We start from the raw sequence: 19,560 nt of genomic DNA on the forward strand, positions 1-19,560 counted from the left end.
GCGGGCCCTACATAGTTATCGTCGCGGTTCGGGCAGGGCGAGTACGGATGGGGAAATGTCCCGTTCGCCTGGCGGTGTGTCGTCGAAGCCGGCCGGCACCTTGCCGCGCAGTTGCCAGGCGAAGGCGATGATCTCGGCGATGGTCAGGTACAGCGCTTCGGGGATCTGCTCGCCCAGTTCCAGGCGCGCCAGCAGGCGTACCAGCTCGGCATTCTCGTAGATCGGCACTTCATGCTCGCGGGCCAGCGCGAGGATGGCTTCGGCCAGTTCGTCGTCGCCCTTGGCACTCAGAGTGGGGGCCTGCTGGCCGTCGTAGCTCAGGGCAATGGCCTGGCGTGGTTGCGGCTGCTTCATGCGTTCTCGTCCACCCAACGTTGTTCCAGGCGTGTGCGTGGGCCTTGCGGTGGCGTGCCGGGATGGCATTCCAGGTCGCCGACATCCAGGCCGCAGGCCAGCAGGCGTTCGCGCAGGGCGCCGAGCTGGCTGTCGATCAGCCGTGCCGTGCGCTCCTGCTCGGCCCAGAGCTGGCCCGACAGGCGCCCCTGGGACAGTTGAGCCTGGACTTGCAGGGGGCCAAGGGGGGCCAGATCGAAGGCCAGCTCGATGCGCCATAGTGCGGCCAGCGGATCACGCTGTTCGTGCTGTTCACGTTCACGGTCGGCTTGCTGCTGCGGGGTTTCCTCGCGTTGCAGCTTGACCTGCAGGGGGATGAACTCCTGGCCGTGGCGGATGGGGATTTCGGTCTGCCAGGTGGTCTGCAGGTTGCCGTTTTCCAGCTGGCCGGATTGCTGCAGGCTGGACAGCGCATGGCTCTGCAGGCGCGACACGGCCCCGGCGGCCAGGCGCAGCAGTTGCTGCAGATCGCCTTCCTGCTCCAGCTTCTGCAGCAGGCGCGTGGGCAGCGGGAAGGGGCCCGACTGTGGGCGTGGGCTGACCTGGCCGAGCATGCCCAGTGCGCTGCGGGCAAAGCCAGGCAGCGCCTGGGCCAGGGAAGTGCTGGTCAGCATCGGGCTGAGTGTCGCGTTGGCCGGTGGCGGCGGCAACTGGGCGATCAGGCGCACCAGCTGTGCCTTGAGGTCGGGTGCCACGCCGCTGGCAAGGCCGCCGAGCAACTTGGACTCCAGGAATGCGCCGCTGCTGCTGAGCGCCTGGGCGAGGTTCTTCGGTTCGCTCAGTTGGCGGGCGTCCGGCAGGCTGGCCAGCAGGCGCTCGGCGCTGGCGCGTAGTTCGACACCGGCGTCTGGCGAGCGGGCGATCTGCTGAAGGCCGCTGAGCAGCCCCGGCAGTGATGCCTGCTGCCCTTGCTGGGTGACCAGGTGCTGGGCGATCGCCAGTTGATCCTGACGGCCACTGAGGGGCACGAAACGCAGCGACTGGTCGCCTTGCACCAGGGCGCTAAGCAGGCTGCCGACCGGTAGTGGGCGTGGGCTGTCGATGGTCAGGGTGGCTCCGGCCTGGCTGCTGTTGAGCAGGCTCACCAGCGAACGGAAGCTGGCTGCTTCTCCGGGGGGCTGCGGCAATGCCTGGCTGGTCAGCACTTTGCCTTGCAGCAATGTGCCGACCGGCACTTGGCGGGTGTCGAGGCGGGTGAGGGTGGCGATATTGTTGGCGTTGGCCTGCTGCACCAGCACCGCGAGGCGGTTGCTGTCGGTTTGGCTGACGGTGATCAGGCTGCCCTGGGGCAGTGGCTGGCTGGCGCTGGCCTGCAGCTGGGTCTGGTTGCCGTTGGTCTGGGTCAGGCGCAGCAGGAGCTGGAATTCCTGGCCGACCTGGCGCAGCGACATGACTTCGGCGCGCGCCGTCTCGCCCGGTGCCAGCAGATCGGGCTGCGATTGCAGCAGGCGCAGCAGTTCACCGGTCATGGCGGCCCTGGTCGCCTGGGGGCTTGGCGCAGTTTGTGCGCCGAGACTATTGATTTCAGTCATGATTGTATACAACCTGTCGAACCCGCCCTCTTGGCAGCGGGACAGCGCGTGTAATAATGCCGGCCGCCCGCCTGCCAGTATAACGGCAGGGCAGGGGGCGACTTGAGACACAGGGTTTAAGACCGGTGTCGTCTGCTTCGCGGGTAAACCCGCTCCCACAGGGATTGCGTTGGTCCTTGTGGGAGCGGGTTTACCCGCGAAGGAGCGGCGTAGATCATGAGCCCAACCTTAATAAGGCGAAACCGTGACCCTTCACCTCCAAGCCGCAGGCCTGGCCTGCGAGCGCGACTGGCGACTGCTGTTCGAGCACCTGGACTTCGAACTGCGCCCTGGCGACATGCTGCAGATCGCCGGCCCCAACGGCAGCGGCAAGACCAGCCTGTTGCGCCTGCTGGCCGGGCTGATGCAGCCCACCGCCGGGCAGATCCTGCTCGGCGGCCAGCCATTGGCCGAGCAGCGCCACGCCCTGGCCAGCATCCTCATCTGGATCGGGCACGCCGCCGGCATCAAGGACTTGCTCACCGCCGAGGAGAACCTCGCCTGGCTCTGCGCGCTGCACCAGCCGGCGGGCCGCGATGCCATCTGGCGCGCGCTGGAGGCCGTCGGCCTGCGCGGTTTCGAGGATGTGCCGTGCCATACCCTGTCAGCCGGCCAGCAACGGCGCGTGGCGCTGGCGCGGTTGTACCTGGACAGCCCGCCGCTGTGGATTCTCGACGAACCGTTCACCGCCCTCGACAAGCAGGGCGTCGCCCAGCTCGAGGCGCACCTGGCGGCGCATTGCGAACAAGGCGGCACGGTGGTGCTGACCACCCACCACAGCCTCGCGCACAAGCCTGCCGGTTACCGTGAACTTAACCTGGGGCAATGGGCGGCATGAGCGTATTCCTTCTGCTGTTGCGCCGCGAAGCGCGCCTGTTGTTCCGCCGTCCGGCGGAACTGGCCAACCCGCTGGTGTTCTTTGCCATAGTGGTCGCGCTGTTCCCCCTGGCGGTGGGCCCTGAGACGCAATTGTTGCAAACCTTGTCGCCGGGACTGGTCTGGGTCGCGGCGTTGCTGGCGGTGTTGCTGTCGCTGGACGGGCTGTTTCGCAGTGACTTCGAGGACGGCTCGCTGGAGCAGTGGGTGCTGTCGCCGCACCCACTGGCGTTACTGGTGCTGGCCAAGGTCCTGGCGCACTGGATCTTTTCCGGCCTGGCGCTGGTATTGTTGGCGCCACTGTTGGCGCTGATGCTCGGCTTGCCGGCCAGTTGCCTGCCGGTGCTGCTCGCTTCGCTGTTGCTGGGCACGCCGGTACTGAGCCTGCTGGGCGCGGTGGGGGCGGCGCTGACGGTCGGTCTCAAGCGCGGCGGTTTGCTGCTGGCGTTGCTGATTCTGCCGTTGTATATCCCTGTATTGATCCTGGGCAGTGGTGCGTTGCAGGCGGCGTTGCAGAATATGCCGGCCACCGGCCACCTGCTCTGGCTCGCCAGCCTGACGGCCCTGGCGGTGACACTGGCACCCTTTGCGATCGCCGCCGGCCTGAAGATCAGCGTCGGCGAATAACGAGTTCCGGGCATTGCAGCCTGGCCAACACCCTGGATGTACCCTGATGAAAATTAGCTGGACGTGGTTCCACAAGCTGGGTTCCCCCAAATGGTTCTATGCCATCAGCGGCCGCATGCTGCCGTGGCTGACCGTTTCCGCCATCCTGCTGCTGCTGGTGGGCATCACCTGGGGCCTGGCCTTCGCCCCCCAGGACTACCAGCAGGGCAACAGTTTCCGCATCATCTATATCCACGTGCCGGCAGCGATGCTGGCGCAGTCCTGCTACGTGATGCTGGCGGTGGCCGGGGTGGTGGGGCTGGTGTGGAAGATGAAACTGGCCGACGTCGCCCTGCAATGCGCAGCGCCCATCGGCGCCTGGATGACCGCAGTGGCGCTGGTTACCGGCGCCATCTGGGGCAAGCCGACCTGGGGCAGCTGGTGGGTGTGGGACGCGCGCCTGACCTCGATGCTGATCCTGCTGTTCCTGTACTTCGGCATCATCGCCCTGGGCCAGGCCATCAGTAACCGCGACAGCGCGGCCAAGGCCTGCGCGGTGCTGGCCATCGTCGGCGTGATCAACATCCCGATCATCAAGTACTCGGTGGAGTGGTGGAACACCCTGCACCAGGGCGCCACCTTCACCCTTACCGAAAAACCGGCGATGCCGGTGGAAATGTGGCTGCCGTTGCTGCTCACGGCGCTGGGTTTCTACTGCTTCTTCGGCGTGGTGCTGTTGCTGCGCATGCGCCTCGAAGTGCTCAAGCGCGAAGCCCGCGCCAGTTGGGTCAAGGATGAGGTAATGAACAGCCTGGGCCGGGGGGCAGCACGATGAGCTTCGCCTCGTTCAATGATTTCCTCGCCATGGGCCACCATGGCCTGTACGTCTGGTCGGCCTACGGCATCTGCCTGGCGGTGCTGGCGCTGAATGTCGCCGCGCCCCTGCTGGCCCGCCGGCGCTACCTGCAAGAAGAGGCGCGCCGTCTGCGCCGGGAGAGCAAACCGTGAATCCGCAGCGCAAGAAACGCCTGTTCATCATCCTCGGCCTGCTGGCCGGTGTCGGCGTGGCCGTGGGCTTTGCCCTGAGTGCCCTGCAGCAGAACATCAACCTGTTCTATACCCCCACGCAGATCGCCAACGGCGAAGCGCCGCTGGACACCCGCATCCGCGCCGGCGGCATGGTCGAGAAGGGCTCGGTGCAGCGCTCGGCGGACTCGCTGGACGTGCGCTTCGTGGTCACCGACTACGCCAAGTCCGTGCCGATCACCTACCGCGGCATCCTCCCCGACCTGTTCCGCGAAGGGCAGGGCATCGTCGCGCTGGGCAAGCTCAACGCCGACGGCGTGGTGGTGGCTGACGAAGTGCTGGCCAAGCACGACGAGAAATACATGCCGCCGGAAGTCAGCAAGGCCCTGAAAGAAAGCGGCCAGGCGGAGGCCAAGCCATGAACGCGGCCCTGGTGATCCCCGAACTCGGCCAGTTGGCGATGATCCTGGCGATCTGCTTCGCGGTCGTGCAGGCCACGGTGCCCTTGCTTGGCGCCTGGCGCGGCGACAGCCTGTGGATGAGCCTGGCGCGCCCGGCGGCCTGGGGGCAGTTTGCCTTCCTTGCCTTCGCCTTCGCCTGCCTGACCCACGCCTTCATGACCGACAACTTCTCGGTCGCCTATGTGGCCAGCAACTCCAACAGCGCCTTGCCCTGGTACTACAAGTTCAGCGCCGTGTGGGGCGCCCACGAGGGCTCGCTGCTGCTGTGGGCGCTGATCCTCGGTGGCTGGACCTTCGCCGTGTCGATCTTCTCGCGCCAACTGCCGCAAGTGATGCTGGCCCGGGTGCTGGCGGTGATGGGCATGATCAGCGTCGGCTTCCTGAGCTTCCTGATCATCACGTCCAACCCGTTCTCGCGCCTGTTGCCGCAGGTGCCAGGCGACGGTCGCGACCTCAACCCGCTGCTGCAGGACTTCGGCCTGATCGTTCACCCGCCGATGCTGTACATGGGCTACGTGGGCTTCTCGGTGGCCTTCGCCTTCGCCATCGCCGCGCTGCTCGGCGGGCGCCTGGACGCTGCCTGGGCGCGTTGGTCGCGGCCCTGGACCATCGTGGCCTGGGCCTTCCTCGGGGTGGGCATCACCCTCGGCTCGTGGTGGGCCTACTACGAACTGGGCTGGGGCGGCTGGTGGTTCTGGGACCCGGTGGAAAACGCCTCGTTCATGCCCTGGCTGGTGGGCACGGCGCTGATCCATTCGCTGGCGGTCACCGAAAAGCGCGGCGTGTTCAAGAGCTGGACCGTGCTGCTGGCCATCGCGGCGTTCTCGCTGAGCCTGCTGGGTACCTTCCTGGTCCGTTCCGGCGTGCTGACGTCGGTGCACGCGTTCGCCGCCGACCCGTCGCGCGGCATCTTCATCCTGATCTTCCTGCTGTTCGTGGTCGGTGGCTCGCTGACCTTGTTCGCCCTGCGCGCACCCGTGGTCAAGAGCCAGGTCGGCTTTGCCCTGTGGTCGCGGGAAACCCTGCTGCTGGCCAACAACCTGGTCCTGGTGGTGGCGGCCTCCATGATCCTGCTCGGCACTCTCTACCCGCTGGTGCTCGATGCCTTGACCGGGGCCAAGCTGTCGGTTGGCCCGCCTTACTTCGATGCCTTGTTCCTGCCGCTGATGGCGCTGCTGATGCTGGTGCTGGGCGTGGGTGTGGTGGTGCGCTGGAAGGACACCCCCGGCAAATGGCTGGCCAGCATGATGACCCCGGTGCTGATCGGCAGCGCCGTGCTGGCGCCGCTCGCCGGGTTGCTGGTCGATGATTTCGACTGGCCGGCCCTGAGCGTATTCGCCCTGGCTGCCTGGGTGGTCCTCAGCGGCGTACGCGACATCCTCGACAAGACCCGCCACAAGGGCCTGTTCAAAGGCCTTGGCGGCCTTGGTCGCAGCTACTGGGGCATGCAGCTGGCCCACCTCGGCCTGGTGGTGTGCGCCCTGGGCGTGGTGCTGTCGAGCAACAACAGCGCCGAGCGCGACCTGCGCATGGCGCCGGGCGAGACGGTCGAGCTGGGCGGCTACCACTTCCTGTTCGAAGGCGCCAAGCACTTCGAGGGCCCGAACTTCATCTCCGACAAGGGCACCGTGCGCGTTTCCCGCGAGGGCCGGGAAGTCTCGGTACTGCACCCGGAAAAACGCCTGTACACCGTGCAGCAGTCGATGATGACCGAGGCCGGCATCGATGCCGGCTTTACCCGCGACCTGTATGTCGCTCTGGGCGAGCCGCTGGAAAACGGCGCCTGGGCGGTGCGGGTGCATATCAAACCCTATGTCCGCTGGATCTGGCTGGGCGGTCTGCTGACCGGCCTGGGCGGCTTGCTGGCGGCCTTCGACCGACGCTACCGCGTCAAGGTCAAGACCCGGGTGCGTGAGGCCCTGGGCGTGTCTGGAGCAACTGCATGAAGCGTTGGGTCATGGTGGTGCCACTGGCGGTATTTCTGCTGGTGGCGGTGTTTCTTTACAAAGGGCTGTTCCTCAAGCCCGACGAGCTACCCTCGGCGATGATCGGCAAGCCGTTCCCGGCCTTCTCGCTGGGTACCGTGCAGGGCGACCGCACGCTGACCCAGGCCGACCTGCTCGGCCGTCCGGCGCTGGTCAACGTGTGGGGCACCTGGTGCCCGTCGTGCAAGGTCGAGCACCCCTACCTCAACCAGCTCGCCGAGCAGGGTGTGGTGATCCACGGGGTCAACTACAAGGACGACAACGCCGCCGCGTTGAAATGGCTGGCCGAGTTCCACAACCCCTACCAGCTCAATATCGCCGACCCGCAAGGCTCGCTGGGCCTGGACCTGGGGGTGTACGGCGCGCCGGAAACCTTCCTGGTCGATGCCAAGGGCATCATCCGCTACAAGCACGTCGGTGTGGTCGATGCCACGGTGTGGCGCGAGCAGCTGGCGCCGCTGTACCAGGGCCTGGTCGATGAGGCCAGGCCATGAAGCGCTGGTTAGCCGCCGCCGTGCTGGGTTTGAGCCTGGCCGGCGCCGCCAGGGCGGCCATCGACACCTACCAGTTTCGCGACGAAGCCGAGCGTGAGCGCTACCAGCAACTGACCAAGGAACTGCGCTGCCCCAAGTGCCAGAACCAGGACATCGCCGACTCCAACGCGCCGATTGCCGCCGACCTGCGCCGCGAGATCTTCCGCATGCTTGGCGAGAACAAGAGCAATCAGCAGATCGTCGACTTCATGGTCGATCGCTATGGCGACTTCGTGCGTTACAAGCCAGCGCTCAGTGGGCGCACCTTCCTGCTCTGGTTCGGCCCGGGCATCCTGCTGGCTGGCGGTTTCGTGGTGCTGGCGCTGATCGTGCGCCGCCGCCGTGGCCAAGCCGCGGCCGGCCCCGCCGAATTGTCTGCCGACGAACGCGAGCGTCTCGCCAAACTGCTGGAAAAAGACCGTACCCATGACTGAATTCTGGCTTAGCGCGGGCCTGCTGCTGCTCGCCGCCCTGGCATTTCTGCTGCTCCCGATCCTGCGTGGCCGCCGTCGCCAGCAGGCCGAGCAGGACCGTACCGCACTCAACGTGGCGCTGTTCGAAGAACGGGTCGCCGAGCTGGCTGCCCAGCAGCAGGCCGGGGTGCTCGACGCCGAACAACTGGCCAAGGGCCGCGACGAAGCGGCCCGCGAGCTGCTGGCCGACACCGAGCGCGACGGCGCCGCCCGCCAGGGCCACCTGGGCAAGGCCATCCCGCTGCTGGCGGCGGTGCTGGTGCCCGCCATGGCGCTGGGGCTGTACCTGCACTTCGGCGCTGCCGACAAGGTCGAGCTGACCCAGGAGTTCGCCAAGGCGCCGCAATCCATGCAGGAAATGACCTCGCGCCTGGAGCGGGCGGTACAGGCCCAGCCGGACTCGGCCGAAGCCCTGTACATCCTGGGCCGCACCTATATGGCCGATCAGCGCCCGGCGGATGCCGCCAAGGCCTTCGAGCGCGCAGTATCCCTGGCCGGGCGCCAGCCGGAGCTGCTCGGGCAATGGGCCCAGGCGCTGTACTTCGCCGCTGACAAGCAGTGGAGCCCGCAGTTGCAAGCGCTGACCGAGGAGGCCTTGAAGGCCGACCCGCAGGAAGTCACCAGCCTTGGCCTGCGCGGTATTGCCGCGTTCGAGGGGCAGCGTTACCAGGAGGCCATCGGCTTCTGGCAGCGCCTGCTGGCGCAGCTGCCCGAGGGCGATGCCTCGCGTGCCGCACTGCAGGGCGGCATCGACCGCGCCGCAGACAAGCTCAAGGCTGGCGGCGCCAAGGTCGAGCAAAGCGCACGTCTGAAAGTGCGGGTAGAGCTGGCCGCCGCGCTCAAGGACAAGGTCCGCCCGGACGACACCGTGTTCATCTTCGCCCGCGCCAGCAATGGCCCGCCCATGCCGCTGGCGGCCAAGCGGGTGACCGTGGCGCAGTTGCCGATCGAGGTGGAGCTGTCGGACGCCGACGCGATGATGCCGCAGATGAAACTGTCGGACTACGCTGAAGTCCAACTGGTTGCCCGTGTCTCCCGTGCAGGCCAGCCGACCCACGGTGAGTGGAAAGGCCAGAGCGCCCCGCTGGCCAGCGGCACCCAGGCCATCCAGCACCTGACCATCGACAGCCCCGATTCATAAGAGAGCAACGCCATGAACAGCACCGTCCGCCTGACCCTGATTACCCTGGCCCTGGGTCTGTCCGCGTGTACGGTGCATCAGCCAGGCGAGCGCGAGCCGCTGCCGCCAATCCAGACCACACCGCCGCCGCACCAGGGGCCGGCGGTCAAGCCGCTGCCAGGCAGCAAGCCCGGTGGGCCGGCGGCGACGCCCAAGCCAATGCCGCGCACTTCCGCCAGTTTTGCCCCGCCACCCGGCGGCGCCAGCCACTGGGACCCGAAGCTGGGGGTCTATGTGCTGGAAAAGCAGCCCAACACCTTCTACCGCCAACGCACCTATTACCGCTGGAACAACGGCTGGAGCTGGTCGTTGAGCCCCAACGGCCCGTGGCAGGACACCGACAGCAGTGGTGTGCCGGGTGGCCTGGGCAGGGCGTTCGGGCAATAACTGCCGTGGTCTGATCGCGGGGCAAGTCGCATCGGCGCACCGCCGCTCCCACGATTCTTCGTGGGAGCGGCGGTGCGCCGATGCGACTTGCCCCGCGATAGGGCCGGCAGCGTCAACAACTGGCATACTCCCCCTTCGCATTCAATGGAGGGTGGCATGAGCAAGACAGTCCTGGTGCTGGTGGAAACCGTCGATGACTACCTACCCCTGCTGGAACAGGCCGGTTACCGCCTGATCCGCGCGCCCTCGCCGCAGCTGCGCGCCGATGCCATCGCCCGGCACGCTGGCGAAATCGATGCTGTGCTCACCCGTGGCCCGTTGGGCCTGACTGGTGCTGAAATCGAACAGCTGGTGAAGCTGCAGATCATCTGCGTGATCGGCGCCGGCTACGAGCAGGTCGACCTGGCCGCCGCCGCGGCACGGGGCATCACCGTCACCAATGGCGCCGGGGCCAATGCCGGCGCGGTCGCTGACCATACCCTGGCCCTGCTGCTGGCGCTGCTGCGCGACATCCCGCGTGCTGACGCCAGCACCCGTCGCGGTGAATGGAACCGAGTGATCAGCCCATCGGTGAGTGGCAAACGCCTGGGCATCATCGGCCTTGGCGCTGTCGGGCAGGCCATCGCCCGGCGCGCCGCCCTGGGCTTCGACATGAACGTCAGCTACCACAGCCGCACCCCGCGCACCGATGTGCCCTACACCTGGTACGACAGCCCGCTGCACCTGGCCGACGCGGTGGACATCCTCGTGGTGGCCACTCCGGGCGGCAACGGCACTCGCCACCTGGTGGATGCCCAGGTGCTCGAAGCCTTGGGCGCCGAGGGCTATCTGGTCAACATCGCCCGAGCCAGCGTGGTGGATACCCAGGCGTTGGTCGCTGCCTTGCAGCAGGGTGCGATCGCCGGCGCTGCGCTGGATGTGTTCGATGACGAGCCTGCCGTGCCCGATGCGCTCAAGGCGCTGGCCAACACCGTACTCACCCCGCATGTCGCCGGCCAGTCACCGCAAGCGGCCCGTGACACCGTGACCCTGGTGCTACGCAACCTGGAGGCGTTCTTCGCCGGCCAGCCAGTGCTCACGCCCGTTCGCGGCTGAACCTTTTGCCGATGTTTGCCTGGCACCCTGCCGGGCTTGAGGAGTTTTTGCATGCAACTCGAGATCTTCCAGGTCGATGCGTTTTCTGCCGTGCCTTTCGGCGGCAACCCCGCGGCGGTAATTCCACTGGAGCAGTGGTTGCCGGACGACCTGCTGCAACGCATCGCCGAAGAGAACAATCTGTCGGAAACCGCCTATTTCGTCCGCAATGGCGAAGTGTTCGACTTGCGCTGGTTCACGCCGGCCGTGGAGGTCGACCTGTGTGGTCATGCGACCTTGGCGGCGGCCTGGGTGCTGTTCGAGCAACTGGGCGAGCGAGCCGAGGTGCTGCGGTTCAGTACCCGTAGCGGTGAGTTGCGGGTCAGCCGTGCTGCCGATGGCCGGCTGGCCATGGATTTCCCGGCCAAGCAGCCGGTTGCAGTGGATATACCCGAAGGCTTGCTGGCGGCATTGGGTCTGGGTACCGCGAGTGCAGTGTACCGATCGGACGATTATGTGGTGATGATCGATGACGCCTCGCTGCTCGACGCGCTCGAACCGGACTTCGTTGCACTGTCGGCTTTCGATGTACGTGGCATCGCAGTGACCGCGCCGGGCCGCGGCTTCGATTTCGTTACCCGCTGGTTCGGCCCTCGGGTCGGGGTCAATGAGGACCCGGTCACAGGCTCTGCTCATACTTCGCTGGCGCCGTTGTGGGCGGCTCGACTGGGCAAACCAGTGCTTAGTTGCGAACAGGGCGGTGCTCGCAAGGGGCAGTTGACTTGTGAAGTGCCGGGTAATGGGCGGGTGATCATTCTTGGGCTTGGGGCGCTGTATCTTCGCGGCTCGATTCATATCTGAACATGCGGGCCTGCTTCGGCTCGAAGCAGGTCCGTCAAGGATTGGGCTATTGATCGCCGGCAATATATTGGAAAGTGGCATCGCCACTGGGCACTGTCGGCAGCGTGACCTTGATGAGCGGAATACTGATACCGGTCTTGCTCAGGAATTTTGCCCTGTCCTTTTTGGCATCGATCAAGGCCGTACTGTTGTTGTAGAAGAAGGCCTGTAGCGGTAGACGGCCATCCAGATTGTCATCCCAGACTTTTAGCAACAGTTCATTCCATTGGTTGAAGTAGCGTGAATCACGCCATTTGGAGCGCATGCCTTGATAGAAGTTGGGGCCTGCATACTGGTTCAGTTCATCACGAACATCCCAACCACAGATTCTGCTGCCGGCGGTACCTGGCGGATAGGCCGCGTTCCACTGCTCCGCCATTGTGATATTCAGGCGATGGCATTTGTCGGAATTGGCAACGCCCGGGTAAACGCCACAACCTTGATCCGCCTTACGGTTGTCGGTCCAACCGTCCATGGGGAAAAAGCAAAGCACTTGTATGCGTTCAAGACCCGCAGGCGTGTTCAGCACGGGATAGAAAATCAGGCCGTTCACATTGGGACGATCCCAGGCGAAGGAGGCAAAGTTGTTGTCCTTGCGCAAGTACGAGAATGAAACGCTGCCCTTGGCGTGTGCCTTGGGGCTGGGGTCCCAGGAATCATAGGCGTCCCCGTAAGTGGTGACGCGAATCATCACCCCTGAGCACAGAAAAGCGGGCATGGTGTCGCTGCCGCAGTCTGCCGGTCTTTCATGATAGCTGCTGGTCAGCGCCGCTGCGGTCGCCGGGCCATCGGCCCTGGTGACGGTCGTGGAGGGGCGTTGCCCGGCACACCCGGTAAGTAGCAACACAATCAACAGAAAGAGCCTGGTCTTCATGGCAGGTGACCTCGATTCGCCACTGAGGCGTAAGTGATAGCCGCTGCATCCCGGTTGGATGCGGCAAGCATCGGGTTACATGTTTCAAGGCCTAGGCGTGAGTGAAACTAAGGCAGGAGGGCAGAGAGCCACAACTGGCAAAAATACCAGGTGGCGAGGCTGCGCGTTGTGGGATGGGCACATGTCCCTCTCGGGCTATCAGTGCGGGTTCTGACTATACTCGCTGCCTCATCCAGCAGAGATGCTCAACTATGTCCATGGAAAAGCAAGGCACCTGCCTGTGCGGTGCGACCCGCTTGAAGGCCACCGTCGGCAACACCCATATCAGCGCCTGCCACTGCAGCATGTGCCGCAAGTGGACCGGCGGCCCGCTGCTGGCGGTGCATTGCGCCGCGCCGCCGCAGATCGAGGGCCCGGCGCCCAGCGTCTACGACTCCTCGCCATGGGCCCAGCGCGGTTTCTGCGGCCAGTGCGGTACGCACTTGTTCTACCGCTTGAAAAAGGACGATATGTACGTTGTGCCGGTAGGCTTGTTCGACGGTAAGCAAGACTGGACCTTCACCGAGCAGATCTTCATCGATGAAAAGCCCACCTGGTACTGCTTCAGCAACGAGACCAAAAATCTCACCGGCCAGCAGATCTTCGAGCAGTTCTCCCCATCCTGAGGCAGCCGGTCTTGCCAAGCAGCTGCATTCCTGCGAAAAGGGCGGCCACGAAAAACCGCTTCGAGGAACCTGCCATGAGCAGTGAGCTGCAAGTCATCGATCTACAGGAAGGCGACGGCAAGGCCGTGGTCAAGGGCGCGCTGATCACTACCCAGTACCGGGGCACCCTGGCCGACGGCAGCGAGTTCGATTCGTCCTGGACGCGCGGCAAGCCGTTCCAGTGCGTGATCGGCACCGGCCGGGTGATCAAGGGCTGGGACCAGGGCCTGATGGGCATGCGCGTGGGCGGCAAGCGCAAGCTGCTGGTGCCGGCACATCTGGGCTATGGCGAGCGCAGCGTGGGCACGATCCCGCCGAATTCCGATCTGACCTTCGAGATCGAACTGCTCGAAGTACTGACCCGGGACGATTGAGGCACGGGACATCATTTGGCAACAGTCCTCTACTAACGTGGTCGCTGGTCACGGAACGGCAGTTGTATCCAGGGAGGAACCAAACGGGGCGAGGGCACTCTGACCCTCACGCGCGGCCAAGGATGGCATCCACTTCAAGGGCGCCTGCGGCATCGACGGCAGGCCATGTGGCGAGCCTCGATACCTTCTGTCACAAGAGCCTGCCGTAGATGAAACTGCCCCCTTCGTTCGCCGTCGTCGTCACCTGCTGTTGAGCCTGTTGCTCACCGCTGCGGCCGTGCCCCTGGCAATGGATGTGGTCGAAAGCCGGGCGCAACCGGTGGATGGCACCCAGACCCTGGTGTTCCTGCGCCACGCCGAAAAGCCTGGCGAAGGCTTGGGCCAGTTGAACTGCCAGGGGCTCAACCGTGCCATCGACCTGGCCACCTTGCTGCCGGAGCGTTTCGGCAAGGCCGACTACGTGTTCGCCGCCAATCCTTCGCGGCATGTCGAGGAGGGCAGCCAGGACCGAAGCTACAGCTATATCCGCCCACTCATGACCATCACCCCCAGTGCCATCCGCCTGGGCCTGCCGGTGAACATCGACTACGGCGCAAACGACACCGACGGCCTGGCCAGGGAACTGCTGCGCGACAAGTACCGCAATGCCACCGTCTATACCGCCTGGTCCCATGGTTACCTGCCGGAACTGATCAATGCCGTGGCCGGCAAGGCCCTGGGTGAGGATCGGGTGATCACCCAGGACTGGAGCGGGGATGACTTCGACACCCTGTACGTGCTCACCCTGACCTGGCACGACGGCAAGGCCAGCCTGCTCAGCCGTAATGTGCGCCAGGGCCTCGACAACGGCGAGTCTGGCTGCCCGACCTGAGCTGCTGGTACTGTCTTGCGCTGAACCCATGCACAGGGATGTACGGATGAGCCAGCGGGTAACAGTGATCGGAGGAGGGGTGGTTGGCCTGGCGACCGCCTATGCGCTGGTGCGCGAGGGGTACTCGGTCGACCTGGTCGAAGCCCGTGACAGCCTGGCCAGTGCCACCAGTTTCGCCAATGGCGGGCAGCTGTCGTACCGCTATGTGGCGCCGCTGGCCGATGCCGGAGTGCCATGGCAGGCGCTTGGTTGGTTGTTGCGGGGCGATTCGCCCTTGCGCTTGCGCCTGCGCCTGGACCCGGCCCAGTGGCGCTGGCTGGCGGCCTTCGTCATGGCCTGCCGCACAGGGGTCAATCGCCGCAATGCTGCCCAGTTGTTGAACTTGGCCCTTGAGAGCCAGGCGGCGCTGGCGCGTTGGCGCGAGGAGGACGGCCTGACGGATTTTGCCTGGCGGCGCAACGGCAAACTGGTGGCCTTTCGCACCCGGCAGGCCTTCGCCCATGGGCGCGAACAGTTGCTCGATCCACTCAATCAGCAGGTGCTGGATGCCGGGCAATTGCGCCTGCTCGACCCGGCGTTGGCCGAGGCGCCTTTTATCGGCGGTGTGTTCACCCCGGACGAGGAAGTCGCCGATTGCCACCGCTTCTGCCTGCGCCTGGCCGAGCGGCTGGAGGCGTCGGGGCACTGCCGGCTGCACCTGGGCCAGGCGGTGACTCGGCTGATACGGCGCAAGGACGAAGTGGTGGCGCTGGCGCTCGCTGATCGCCAGTTGGACGTCCAACGCCTGGTGCTGTGCGCCGGGCACCGCAGCGCCAGCCTGGCATTGCCCGGCTTGAACCTGCCGGTTTATCCACTCAAGGGCTACAGCCTGACCGCACCCGTCACCGAGGCGCATCGGGCGCCTGACGTGAGCCTGACCGACTACGAGCGCAAGATCGTCTATGCGCGGCTGGACCAGCAGCTGCGGGTGGCGGCGATGGTGGACATTGTCGGCTATGACGAAACGGTGGATGCCGGCAGGCTGCGCAGCATGCGCCGTCTGGCGGGAGAGACGCTGCCCGGGGCGGCCGATTATGGCCAGGCGGTGGAGTGGGCGGGGATGCGGCCGGCAACGCCGACCGGGGTGCCGATCATCGGGGTGACGATGTACCGCAACCTGTGGTTGAACCTGGGGCATGGGGCGTTGGGGTTCACCCTGGCCTGTGGCAGTGGCGAGCGGTTGGCCAGGATGATGGGGTGAGTCTGCGGGCCCTATCGCCGGCAAGCCGGCTCCCACAAGTGCATGTGGGAGCCGGCTTGCCGGCGATAGGGCCAGTACTGGCGGTAAGTGATTCAGCGACCGAACCGCATCGGCCAGCCCACCACCTTCTTCACCCGCGGCGTGGCATAGGTGCGCACCTTGGATGTGCTCAAGCCCAGGCGCACCAGCGATTCGGCGATGGTCACCGCCGCACTCACACCATCCACAACCGGCACCCCGGTGCGCTGGCGAATTTCTTCGTCAAGCCCGGCCATACCGCCACAACCCAGGCAGATCACCTCGGCCTTGTCCTCCTGCACGGCGCGCTCGGCCTGCTCGACGATGGCTTCAACGGCCCGCCTTGGGTCGGCCTCCAGCTCCAGTACCGCCAGCCCGCTGGCACGCACCGAGGCGCAGCGGTCGTACAGGCCCGACAGTTTCAGACGGTCCTCGATCAGCGGCACGGTGCGGTCCAGGGTGGTTACCACCGAGTAAGCGTGGCCCAGGTACATCGCCGTGCTGGCGGCGGCGTCGGTGATGTCCACCACTGGTACGTTGAGCAACTCCTGCAGGCCTTCGCGGCCATGTTCGCCGTAGCCGGCCTGGATGACGGCGTCGTAGGGCTGGTCATAGGCCAGCACCCGGTCCATCACGGCGATGGCGGCCAGGTAGCTCTCGAAATTGCCTTCCACCGATTCGGCGCCGAACCAGGGCGTCAGGCCGACGATCTCGGTGCCCGGCGCGGCGACGCTGCGCGCCTGCTCGGCGATGGCCTCGGTTATGGCTGCGGTGGTGTTGACGTTGGCGATCAGAATACGCATGACGGACTTCCCTGAAATCAGTGGCTGCTGTGGTCGACGGCGATGCACTCGCCGCTGACGTCGTGGTACTGGGCGTGGCGCGGTGCGATCAGCAGGTACAGGGCGGCGGCGATGCCGGCCCCGATCAGCCAGGAGAACGGCGCGACACTCTGGAAGTTGGGTACCAGGGCCAGGACGATGGCCAAGAGCGCTGCGGGGATGAACGCGGCGAGGGCGCGCAGGTTGATGCCCTTGCTGTAGTGGTAGGCGCCGGCAGGGTTTTCGCTGTACAGCTCGGGCACGTTGATGCGGCCCTTACGCAGCAGCCAGTAGTCGGCCATGATCACGCCGTACAGCGGGCCGAGCAGGGCGCCCAGCCCCGACAGGAAGTACACGATCACCAGCGGGCTGTTGTACAGGTTCCACGGCAGGATCAGCACCGCCAGGGTGGCGCTGATCAGGCCGGCACGGCGGAAGTTCAGGTGGCGTGGCGCCAGGTTGCTGAGGACGAAGGCCGGGGCGACGAAGTTGGCCATGATGTTCACCGCCACGGTGACGATCAGGAAGGCCATGCAGCCCAGCACCAGGAACAGGGTGTTGGGGATGCTGGCGACGATCTGCGTCGGGCTGTCGATGATCTGGCCGTTGATCTGGAACTGCGCGCCGCACAGCACCACTGTGATGGCGGCGAACACCAGGATGTTCACCGGCAGGCCCCAGAAGTTGCCGACGCGGATGGTCTTGCGGCACGGCGAGCTGCGCGCGAAGTCGCAGAAGTTCAGCACCAGGGTGCCGTAGATCGCCAGCCACAGTGCGCCGCCGGCAAAGATGTTGCGCCACATCTCGTAGCCGGTCAGGGGTTCGGCAACCGACCAGGCGATGCGCGCGTCGGCCTTGAAGTACATGAATACCGCCAGGCAGGCCACGGTCAGCAGGATCACCGGGCCGGCGAAGGCTTCGTAGCGGCGCACCATTTCCATGCCGTAGGCGAGGATCACCAACTGCACCAGCCAGATCGACACGAAGCACACCCAGCCCAGGCTCGACAGGCCGAGGATGCTGTCGTGGTCGTAGGCGGCCACTTGCGGCCAGACGGCCGTGAGCAGCACCCGCAGCACTACAGAGGCGAGGTAGGTCTGGATACCGAACCAGGCGATGGCGATCACCGCGCGGATCAGCGCCGGGATCTGCGCGCCGTGGATGCCAAAGGCGATGCGGCTGATCACCGGGAACGGCACGCCGGTTTTCTGCCCCATGTAGCCGGACAGGTTCATGAAGAAGTACACCAGCGCCGCGCCGATCGCCAGCGACAGGAGGATCTGCCAGCCGCCCAGGCCGAGGGCGAACAGCCCCATGGCGAAGGAGTAGTTGGCGATGTTGTGCACGTCGTTGGTCCACAGCGCGAAGATGCTGTAGCCGCCCCAGCGCCGGCCTTCGGCTTTGGTCGGGGCGAGGTCGCGGTTATGCAGGCGCGGGCTCAGTTCGAGGTCGGCCGGGTGGCCTTGGAGGGTGGTTGCGGCGGGGCTGGTGCTGGCAACGGAAAGTTCAGGGGCAAGGGGGAGGCTGCTACTCATTCCGGCGGCTCCTGATGCGTGTGACTGCGATGAGCGGGCGCTGGCGCACGGGCTCGCCATCTCGTCGGTGCAGGCGTTGGCATCACTGGGTTCTGGGCGCGGCGGTCGCGGTTCGGGGCGACGCTGCGGGTTCTTGTGTATTTATGTTTCGTTCAACTTGTATACAAAACACGAACACACAAAAGCCAGTTCTATGCCAGGGTGAATCCAAGTTTCAGGCTGCCACCATTTTGAATTTGGCTAGTTGAAATATAAGTTGCTGAAATTAAGGATTTATAAGTTGACCGAATGAACAGTTTAAATTTTTTAAGATGCGAATTAGTTGATCAACTGGTCAAAATTAGTTGGCTGTGGTGTGTAACCTAATGGGGCGCTGCTTCGCAAAAGTGCACACAAAAATGGCACTTAAGGTGACATTTATGTGTACAAAAAATCGCCAAGGTTCTTCGCCGGCAAGCCGGCTCATTCAGCGCGCACTGCGATACCCCGCCATGCCAACAAGGCGGACAGCGGTGATGCCACAGGAAAGACTGGCCCGAAACAAACTGTGGGAGCGGGTTTACCCGCGAAGCGCCGCGCGGGCGGCGCTCGATCTCATAGGCGCTGATGAAACATCGGCGAACACCTAGTGGCCCATATGCGAATTCAAGACAGGCCCCTGGGCGTCACACCGCTGGCCTTGGGTAATCAGGATCGGGTAACGGCCACCAGGCGCATGGCGGGAGATTGGGTGAAGGCCACCAGGTGCCTGGCGATGTTTTTGTAGCGCCTATGAGATCGAGCGCCGCCCGCGCGGCGCTTCGCGGGTAAACCCGCTCCCACAGTTTGTTTCGGGCCAGTCTTTCCTGTGCCATCACCTGGTCCGCCTTGTTGGCATGACGCGATATCGCGGTGCGCGCGGATGCCGCTGCGCCTGTCTCACAGGCAATCCACCCCTCAGTGCTTCATCCCCAACTCCGCATCATCCATCAGTGCCTTGGCCAGCGCGCTCAGGTAATACGACGCCCAGAGCAGTTGCGGCTTTTCCTCCATGATCCCGGCGATGGTCAGGTCGCGCACGCAGCCCATCAGCTCCGAGGCCTGGTCCCGCGCATGCTGGCAGGGGATGCCGGGCTCGATGCAGAACAGCGGGGCGGTCATCCCTTCGCCTTGATAGAACTTGGTTTTGCCCACGGTGGTGCGGGGCGTGGTGTCGTCTGTGTTCATTGCTCACTCTCCCTGAAATGATCGATGCCTGGACGGCCCCTGTCGCTGGCAACCCAACGCCACAGTTACGGCACCGGTGCTAGGGCAAAGCCAATCCCTGTGGGAGCCGGCTTGCCGGCGATGAGGGCGGCCCAGGCAAAACACGCCTACCGGCCTAGTGGAACGCCCGGCGCTCCAGCTGCGGCATCTGCGCTTGAATCAACGCCGACTCGAGCAGCACCCGCAGCGCCTCGATCTCATGCATCAACGCCATGATCAGAAGCGACGCGGGCGACTTGGGTTGCTGGACCGAAATGGCCTGATGCGCCATGGCCTGAGCGCACAGGGCGTACTCCGTGGCCTGGACGAGGGTGTCTTCGAGGGAGTGGTGGTTGTGGGGTGGATCGGGGACGATCTTCAACATAGCTATTTACCTTTCAGGTGCGACCACCTGCCTGCTGTCAAACAGGAGG

22 protein-coding genes and 1 pseudogene are annotated in these 19,560 nt (G+C 65.1%); 16 read left to right on the forward strand and 7 right to left on the reverse strand.

Features of this window, described 5'->3' with window-relative positions; genetic code table 11:
* Positions 1 to 15: 15 nt before the first annotated feature.
* Both LOY51_RS08515 and fliK read right to left on the reverse strand, forming a co-directional pair.
* Entirely contained in the window at positions 16 to 354 is a 339-nt protein-coding gene (locus tag LOY51_RS08515) for an EscU/YscU/HrcU family type III secretion system export apparatus switch protein (RefSeq protein ID WP_125463299.1), read from the reverse strand.
* The gene (fliK, locus tag LOY51_RS08520) at positions 351 to 1,925 is read right to left on the reverse strand and encodes a flagellar hook-length control protein FliK (RefSeq protein WP_125857948.1); all 1,575 of its coding nucleotides are present in this window, start codon (positions 1,923 to 1,925) and stop codon (positions 351 to 353) included. The genes LOY51_RS08515 and fliK overlap by 4 nt, the downstream gene beginning before the upstream one ends.
* Positions 1,926 to 2,169: 244 nt before the next feature.
* On the opposite strand from fliK, the gene ccmA reads away from it, so the two are divergent.
* From ccmA to LOY51_RS08580, 12 genes are all read left to right on the forward strand, one after another.
* Complete coding sequence (gene ccmA, locus LOY51_RS08525; RefSeq protein ID WP_125463301.1) at positions 2,170 to 2,802, forward strand: cytochrome c biogenesis heme-transporting ATPase CcmA; 633 nt, start codon at positions 2,170 to 2,172, stop codon at positions 2,800 to 2,802.
* Complete coding sequence (gene ccmB / locus LOY51_RS08530; RefSeq protein WP_110995309.1) at positions 2,799 to 3,467, forward strand: heme exporter protein CcmB; 669 nt, start codon at positions 2,799 to 2,801, stop codon at positions 3,465 to 3,467. The genes ccmA and ccmB overlap by 4 nt, the downstream gene beginning before the upstream one ends.
* Before the next feature lie 46 nt (positions 3,468 to 3,513).
* Complete coding sequence (locus tag LOY51_RS08535) at positions 3,514 to 4,281, forward strand: heme ABC transporter permease (RefSeq protein ID WP_125857950.1); 768 nt, start codon at positions 3,514 to 3,516, stop codon at positions 4,279 to 4,281.
* Positions 4,278 to 4,454 (forward strand): heme exporter protein CcmD, encoded by a 177-nt coding sequence (ccmD, locus tag LOY51_RS08540; protein ID WP_110995283.1) that lies wholly within the window; start codon positions 4,278 to 4,280, stop codon positions 4,452 to 4,454. Before LOY51_RS08535 ends, ccmD begins: the two co-directional genes overlap by 4 nt.
* On the forward strand, positions 4,451 to 4,894 hold the full coding sequence (ccmE, locus tag LOY51_RS08545; RefSeq protein ID WP_110995284.1) for a cytochrome c maturation protein CcmE: 444 nt from the start codon (positions 4,451 to 4,453) through the stop codon (positions 4,892 to 4,894). Before ccmD ends, ccmE begins: the two co-directional genes overlap by 4 nt.
* 11 nt (positions 4,895 to 4,905) lie before the next feature.
* Positions 4,906 to 6,879, forward strand: coding sequence for a heme lyase CcmF/NrfE family subunit (locus LOY51_RS08550; protein ID WP_189654562.1), 1,974 nt, complete (start codon positions 4,906 to 4,908; stop codon positions 6,877 to 6,879).
* A complete protein-coding gene (locus tag LOY51_RS08555; RefSeq protein WP_125463303.1) occupies positions 6,876 to 7,412 on the forward strand; it encodes a DsbE family thiol:disulfide interchange protein in 537 nt (178 codons plus the stop codon). Before LOY51_RS08550 ends, LOY51_RS08555 begins: the two co-directional genes overlap by 4 nt.
* Positions 7,409 to 7,885 carry a cytochrome c-type biogenesis protein gene (locus tag LOY51_RS08560; RefSeq protein ID WP_110995287.1) on the forward strand — a complete coding sequence of 159 codons (477 nt, stop codon included), beginning with the start codon at positions 7,409 to 7,411 and terminating at the stop codon, positions 7,883 to 7,885. The genes LOY51_RS08555 and LOY51_RS08560 overlap by 4 nt, the downstream gene beginning before the upstream one ends.
* Positions 7,878 to 9,065, forward strand: a complete 1,188-nt coding sequence (gene ccmI / locus LOY51_RS08565; protein ID WP_258645705.1) for a c-type cytochrome biogenesis protein CcmI — start codon at positions 7,878 to 7,880, stop codon at positions 9,063 to 9,065. Before LOY51_RS08560 ends, ccmI begins: the two co-directional genes overlap by 8 nt.
* Positions 9,066 to 9,077: 12 nt before the next feature.
* On the forward strand, positions 9,078 to 9,491 hold the full coding sequence (locus tag LOY51_RS08570) for a hypothetical protein (protein WP_125857953.1): 414 nt from the start codon (positions 9,078 to 9,080) through the stop codon (positions 9,489 to 9,491).
* Between the two features lie 156 nt (positions 9,492 to 9,647).
* Positions 9,648 to 10,586, forward strand: coding sequence for a 2-hydroxyacid dehydrogenase (locus tag LOY51_RS08575; protein WP_258645707.1), 939 nt, complete (start codon positions 9,648 to 9,650; stop codon positions 10,584 to 10,586).
* 51 nt (positions 10,587 to 10,637) lie between these two features.
* Entirely contained in the window at positions 10,638 to 11,426 is a 789-nt protein-coding gene (locus LOY51_RS08580) for a PhzF family phenazine biosynthesis protein (protein WP_125857955.1), read from the forward strand.
* Positions 11,427 to 11,472: 46 nt separating this feature from the next.
* Here the strand turns inward: LOY51_RS08580 and LOY51_RS08585 are convergent, their stop codons facing one another.
* Positions 11,473 to 12,339 (reverse strand): halovibrin HvnC, encoded by an 867-nt coding sequence (locus tag LOY51_RS08585; RefSeq protein WP_258645708.1) that lies wholly within the window; start codon positions 12,337 to 12,339, stop codon positions 11,473 to 11,475.
* 251 nt (positions 12,340 to 12,590) lie between these two features.
* Between LOY51_RS08585 and LOY51_RS08590 the strand changes: the two genes are divergently transcribed.
* The 4 genes and pseudogenes from LOY51_RS08590 (at position 12,591) to LOY51_RS08605 (ending at position 15,528) form a co-directional block, all read left to right on the forward strand.
* Positions 12,591 to 13,004: a GFA family protein gene (locus tag LOY51_RS08590; protein WP_258645709.1), complete on the forward strand. Its 414-nt coding sequence runs from the start codon at positions 12,591 to 12,593 to the stop codon at positions 13,002 to 13,004.
* Between the two features lie 74 nt (positions 13,005 to 13,078).
* Positions 13,079 to 13,417, forward strand: coding sequence for an FKBP-type peptidyl-prolyl cis-trans isomerase (locus LOY51_RS08595; RefSeq protein ID WP_125463310.1), 339 nt, complete (start codon positions 13,079 to 13,081; stop codon positions 13,415 to 13,417).
* 209 nt (positions 13,418 to 13,626) lie between these two features.
* Positions 13,627 to 14,288: pseudogene (locus LOY51_RS08600) on the forward strand (histidine phosphatase family protein).
* Positions 14,289 to 14,334: 46 nt separating this feature from the next.
* Positions 14,335 to 15,528 (forward strand): D-amino acid dehydrogenase, encoded by a 1,194-nt coding sequence (locus tag LOY51_RS08605; protein WP_258645711.1) that lies wholly within the window; start codon positions 14,335 to 14,337, stop codon positions 15,526 to 15,528.
* 92 nt (positions 15,529 to 15,620) lie between these two features.
* Here the strand turns inward: LOY51_RS08605 and LOY51_RS08610 are convergent, their stop codons facing one another.
* The 4 genes from LOY51_RS08610 to LOY51_RS08625 all read right to left on the reverse strand — a co-directional run bounded on the left by LOY51_RS08610 (position 15,621) and on the right by LOY51_RS08625 (position 19,511).
* Entirely contained in the window at positions 15,621 to 16,349 is a 729-nt protein-coding gene (locus tag LOY51_RS08610; protein WP_125463313.1) for an aspartate/glutamate racemase family protein, read from the reverse strand.
* Positions 16,350 to 16,366: 17 nt separating this feature from the next.
* The gene (locus LOY51_RS08615) at positions 16,367 to 17,902 is read right to left on the reverse strand and encodes an NCS1 family nucleobase:cation symporter-1 (RefSeq protein WP_258645714.1); all 1,536 of its coding nucleotides are present in this window, start codon (positions 17,900 to 17,902) and stop codon (positions 16,367 to 16,369) included.
* A gap of 936 nt (positions 17,903 to 18,838) precedes the next feature.
* Positions 18,839 to 19,108 carry a DUF3077 domain-containing protein gene (locus LOY51_RS08620; protein WP_258645717.1) on the reverse strand — a complete coding sequence of 90 codons (270 nt, stop codon included), beginning with the start codon at positions 19,106 to 19,108 and terminating at the stop codon, positions 18,839 to 18,841.
* Positions 19,109 to 19,262: 154 nt separating this feature from the next.
* The gene (locus LOY51_RS08625) at positions 19,263 to 19,511 is read right to left on the reverse strand and encodes a hypothetical protein (RefSeq protein ID WP_125857962.1); all 249 of its coding nucleotides are present in this window, start codon (positions 19,509 to 19,511) and stop codon (positions 19,263 to 19,265) included.
* Between the last annotated feature and the right edge of the window lie 49 nt (positions 19,512 to 19,560).

Origin of the sequence: Pseudomonas sichuanensis, from assembly GCF_024749065.1 — a bacterium.
Classification (GTDB): Bacteria; Pseudomonadota; Gammaproteobacteria; order Pseudomonadales; family Pseudomonadaceae; genus Aquipseudomonas; species Aquipseudomonas sichuanensis.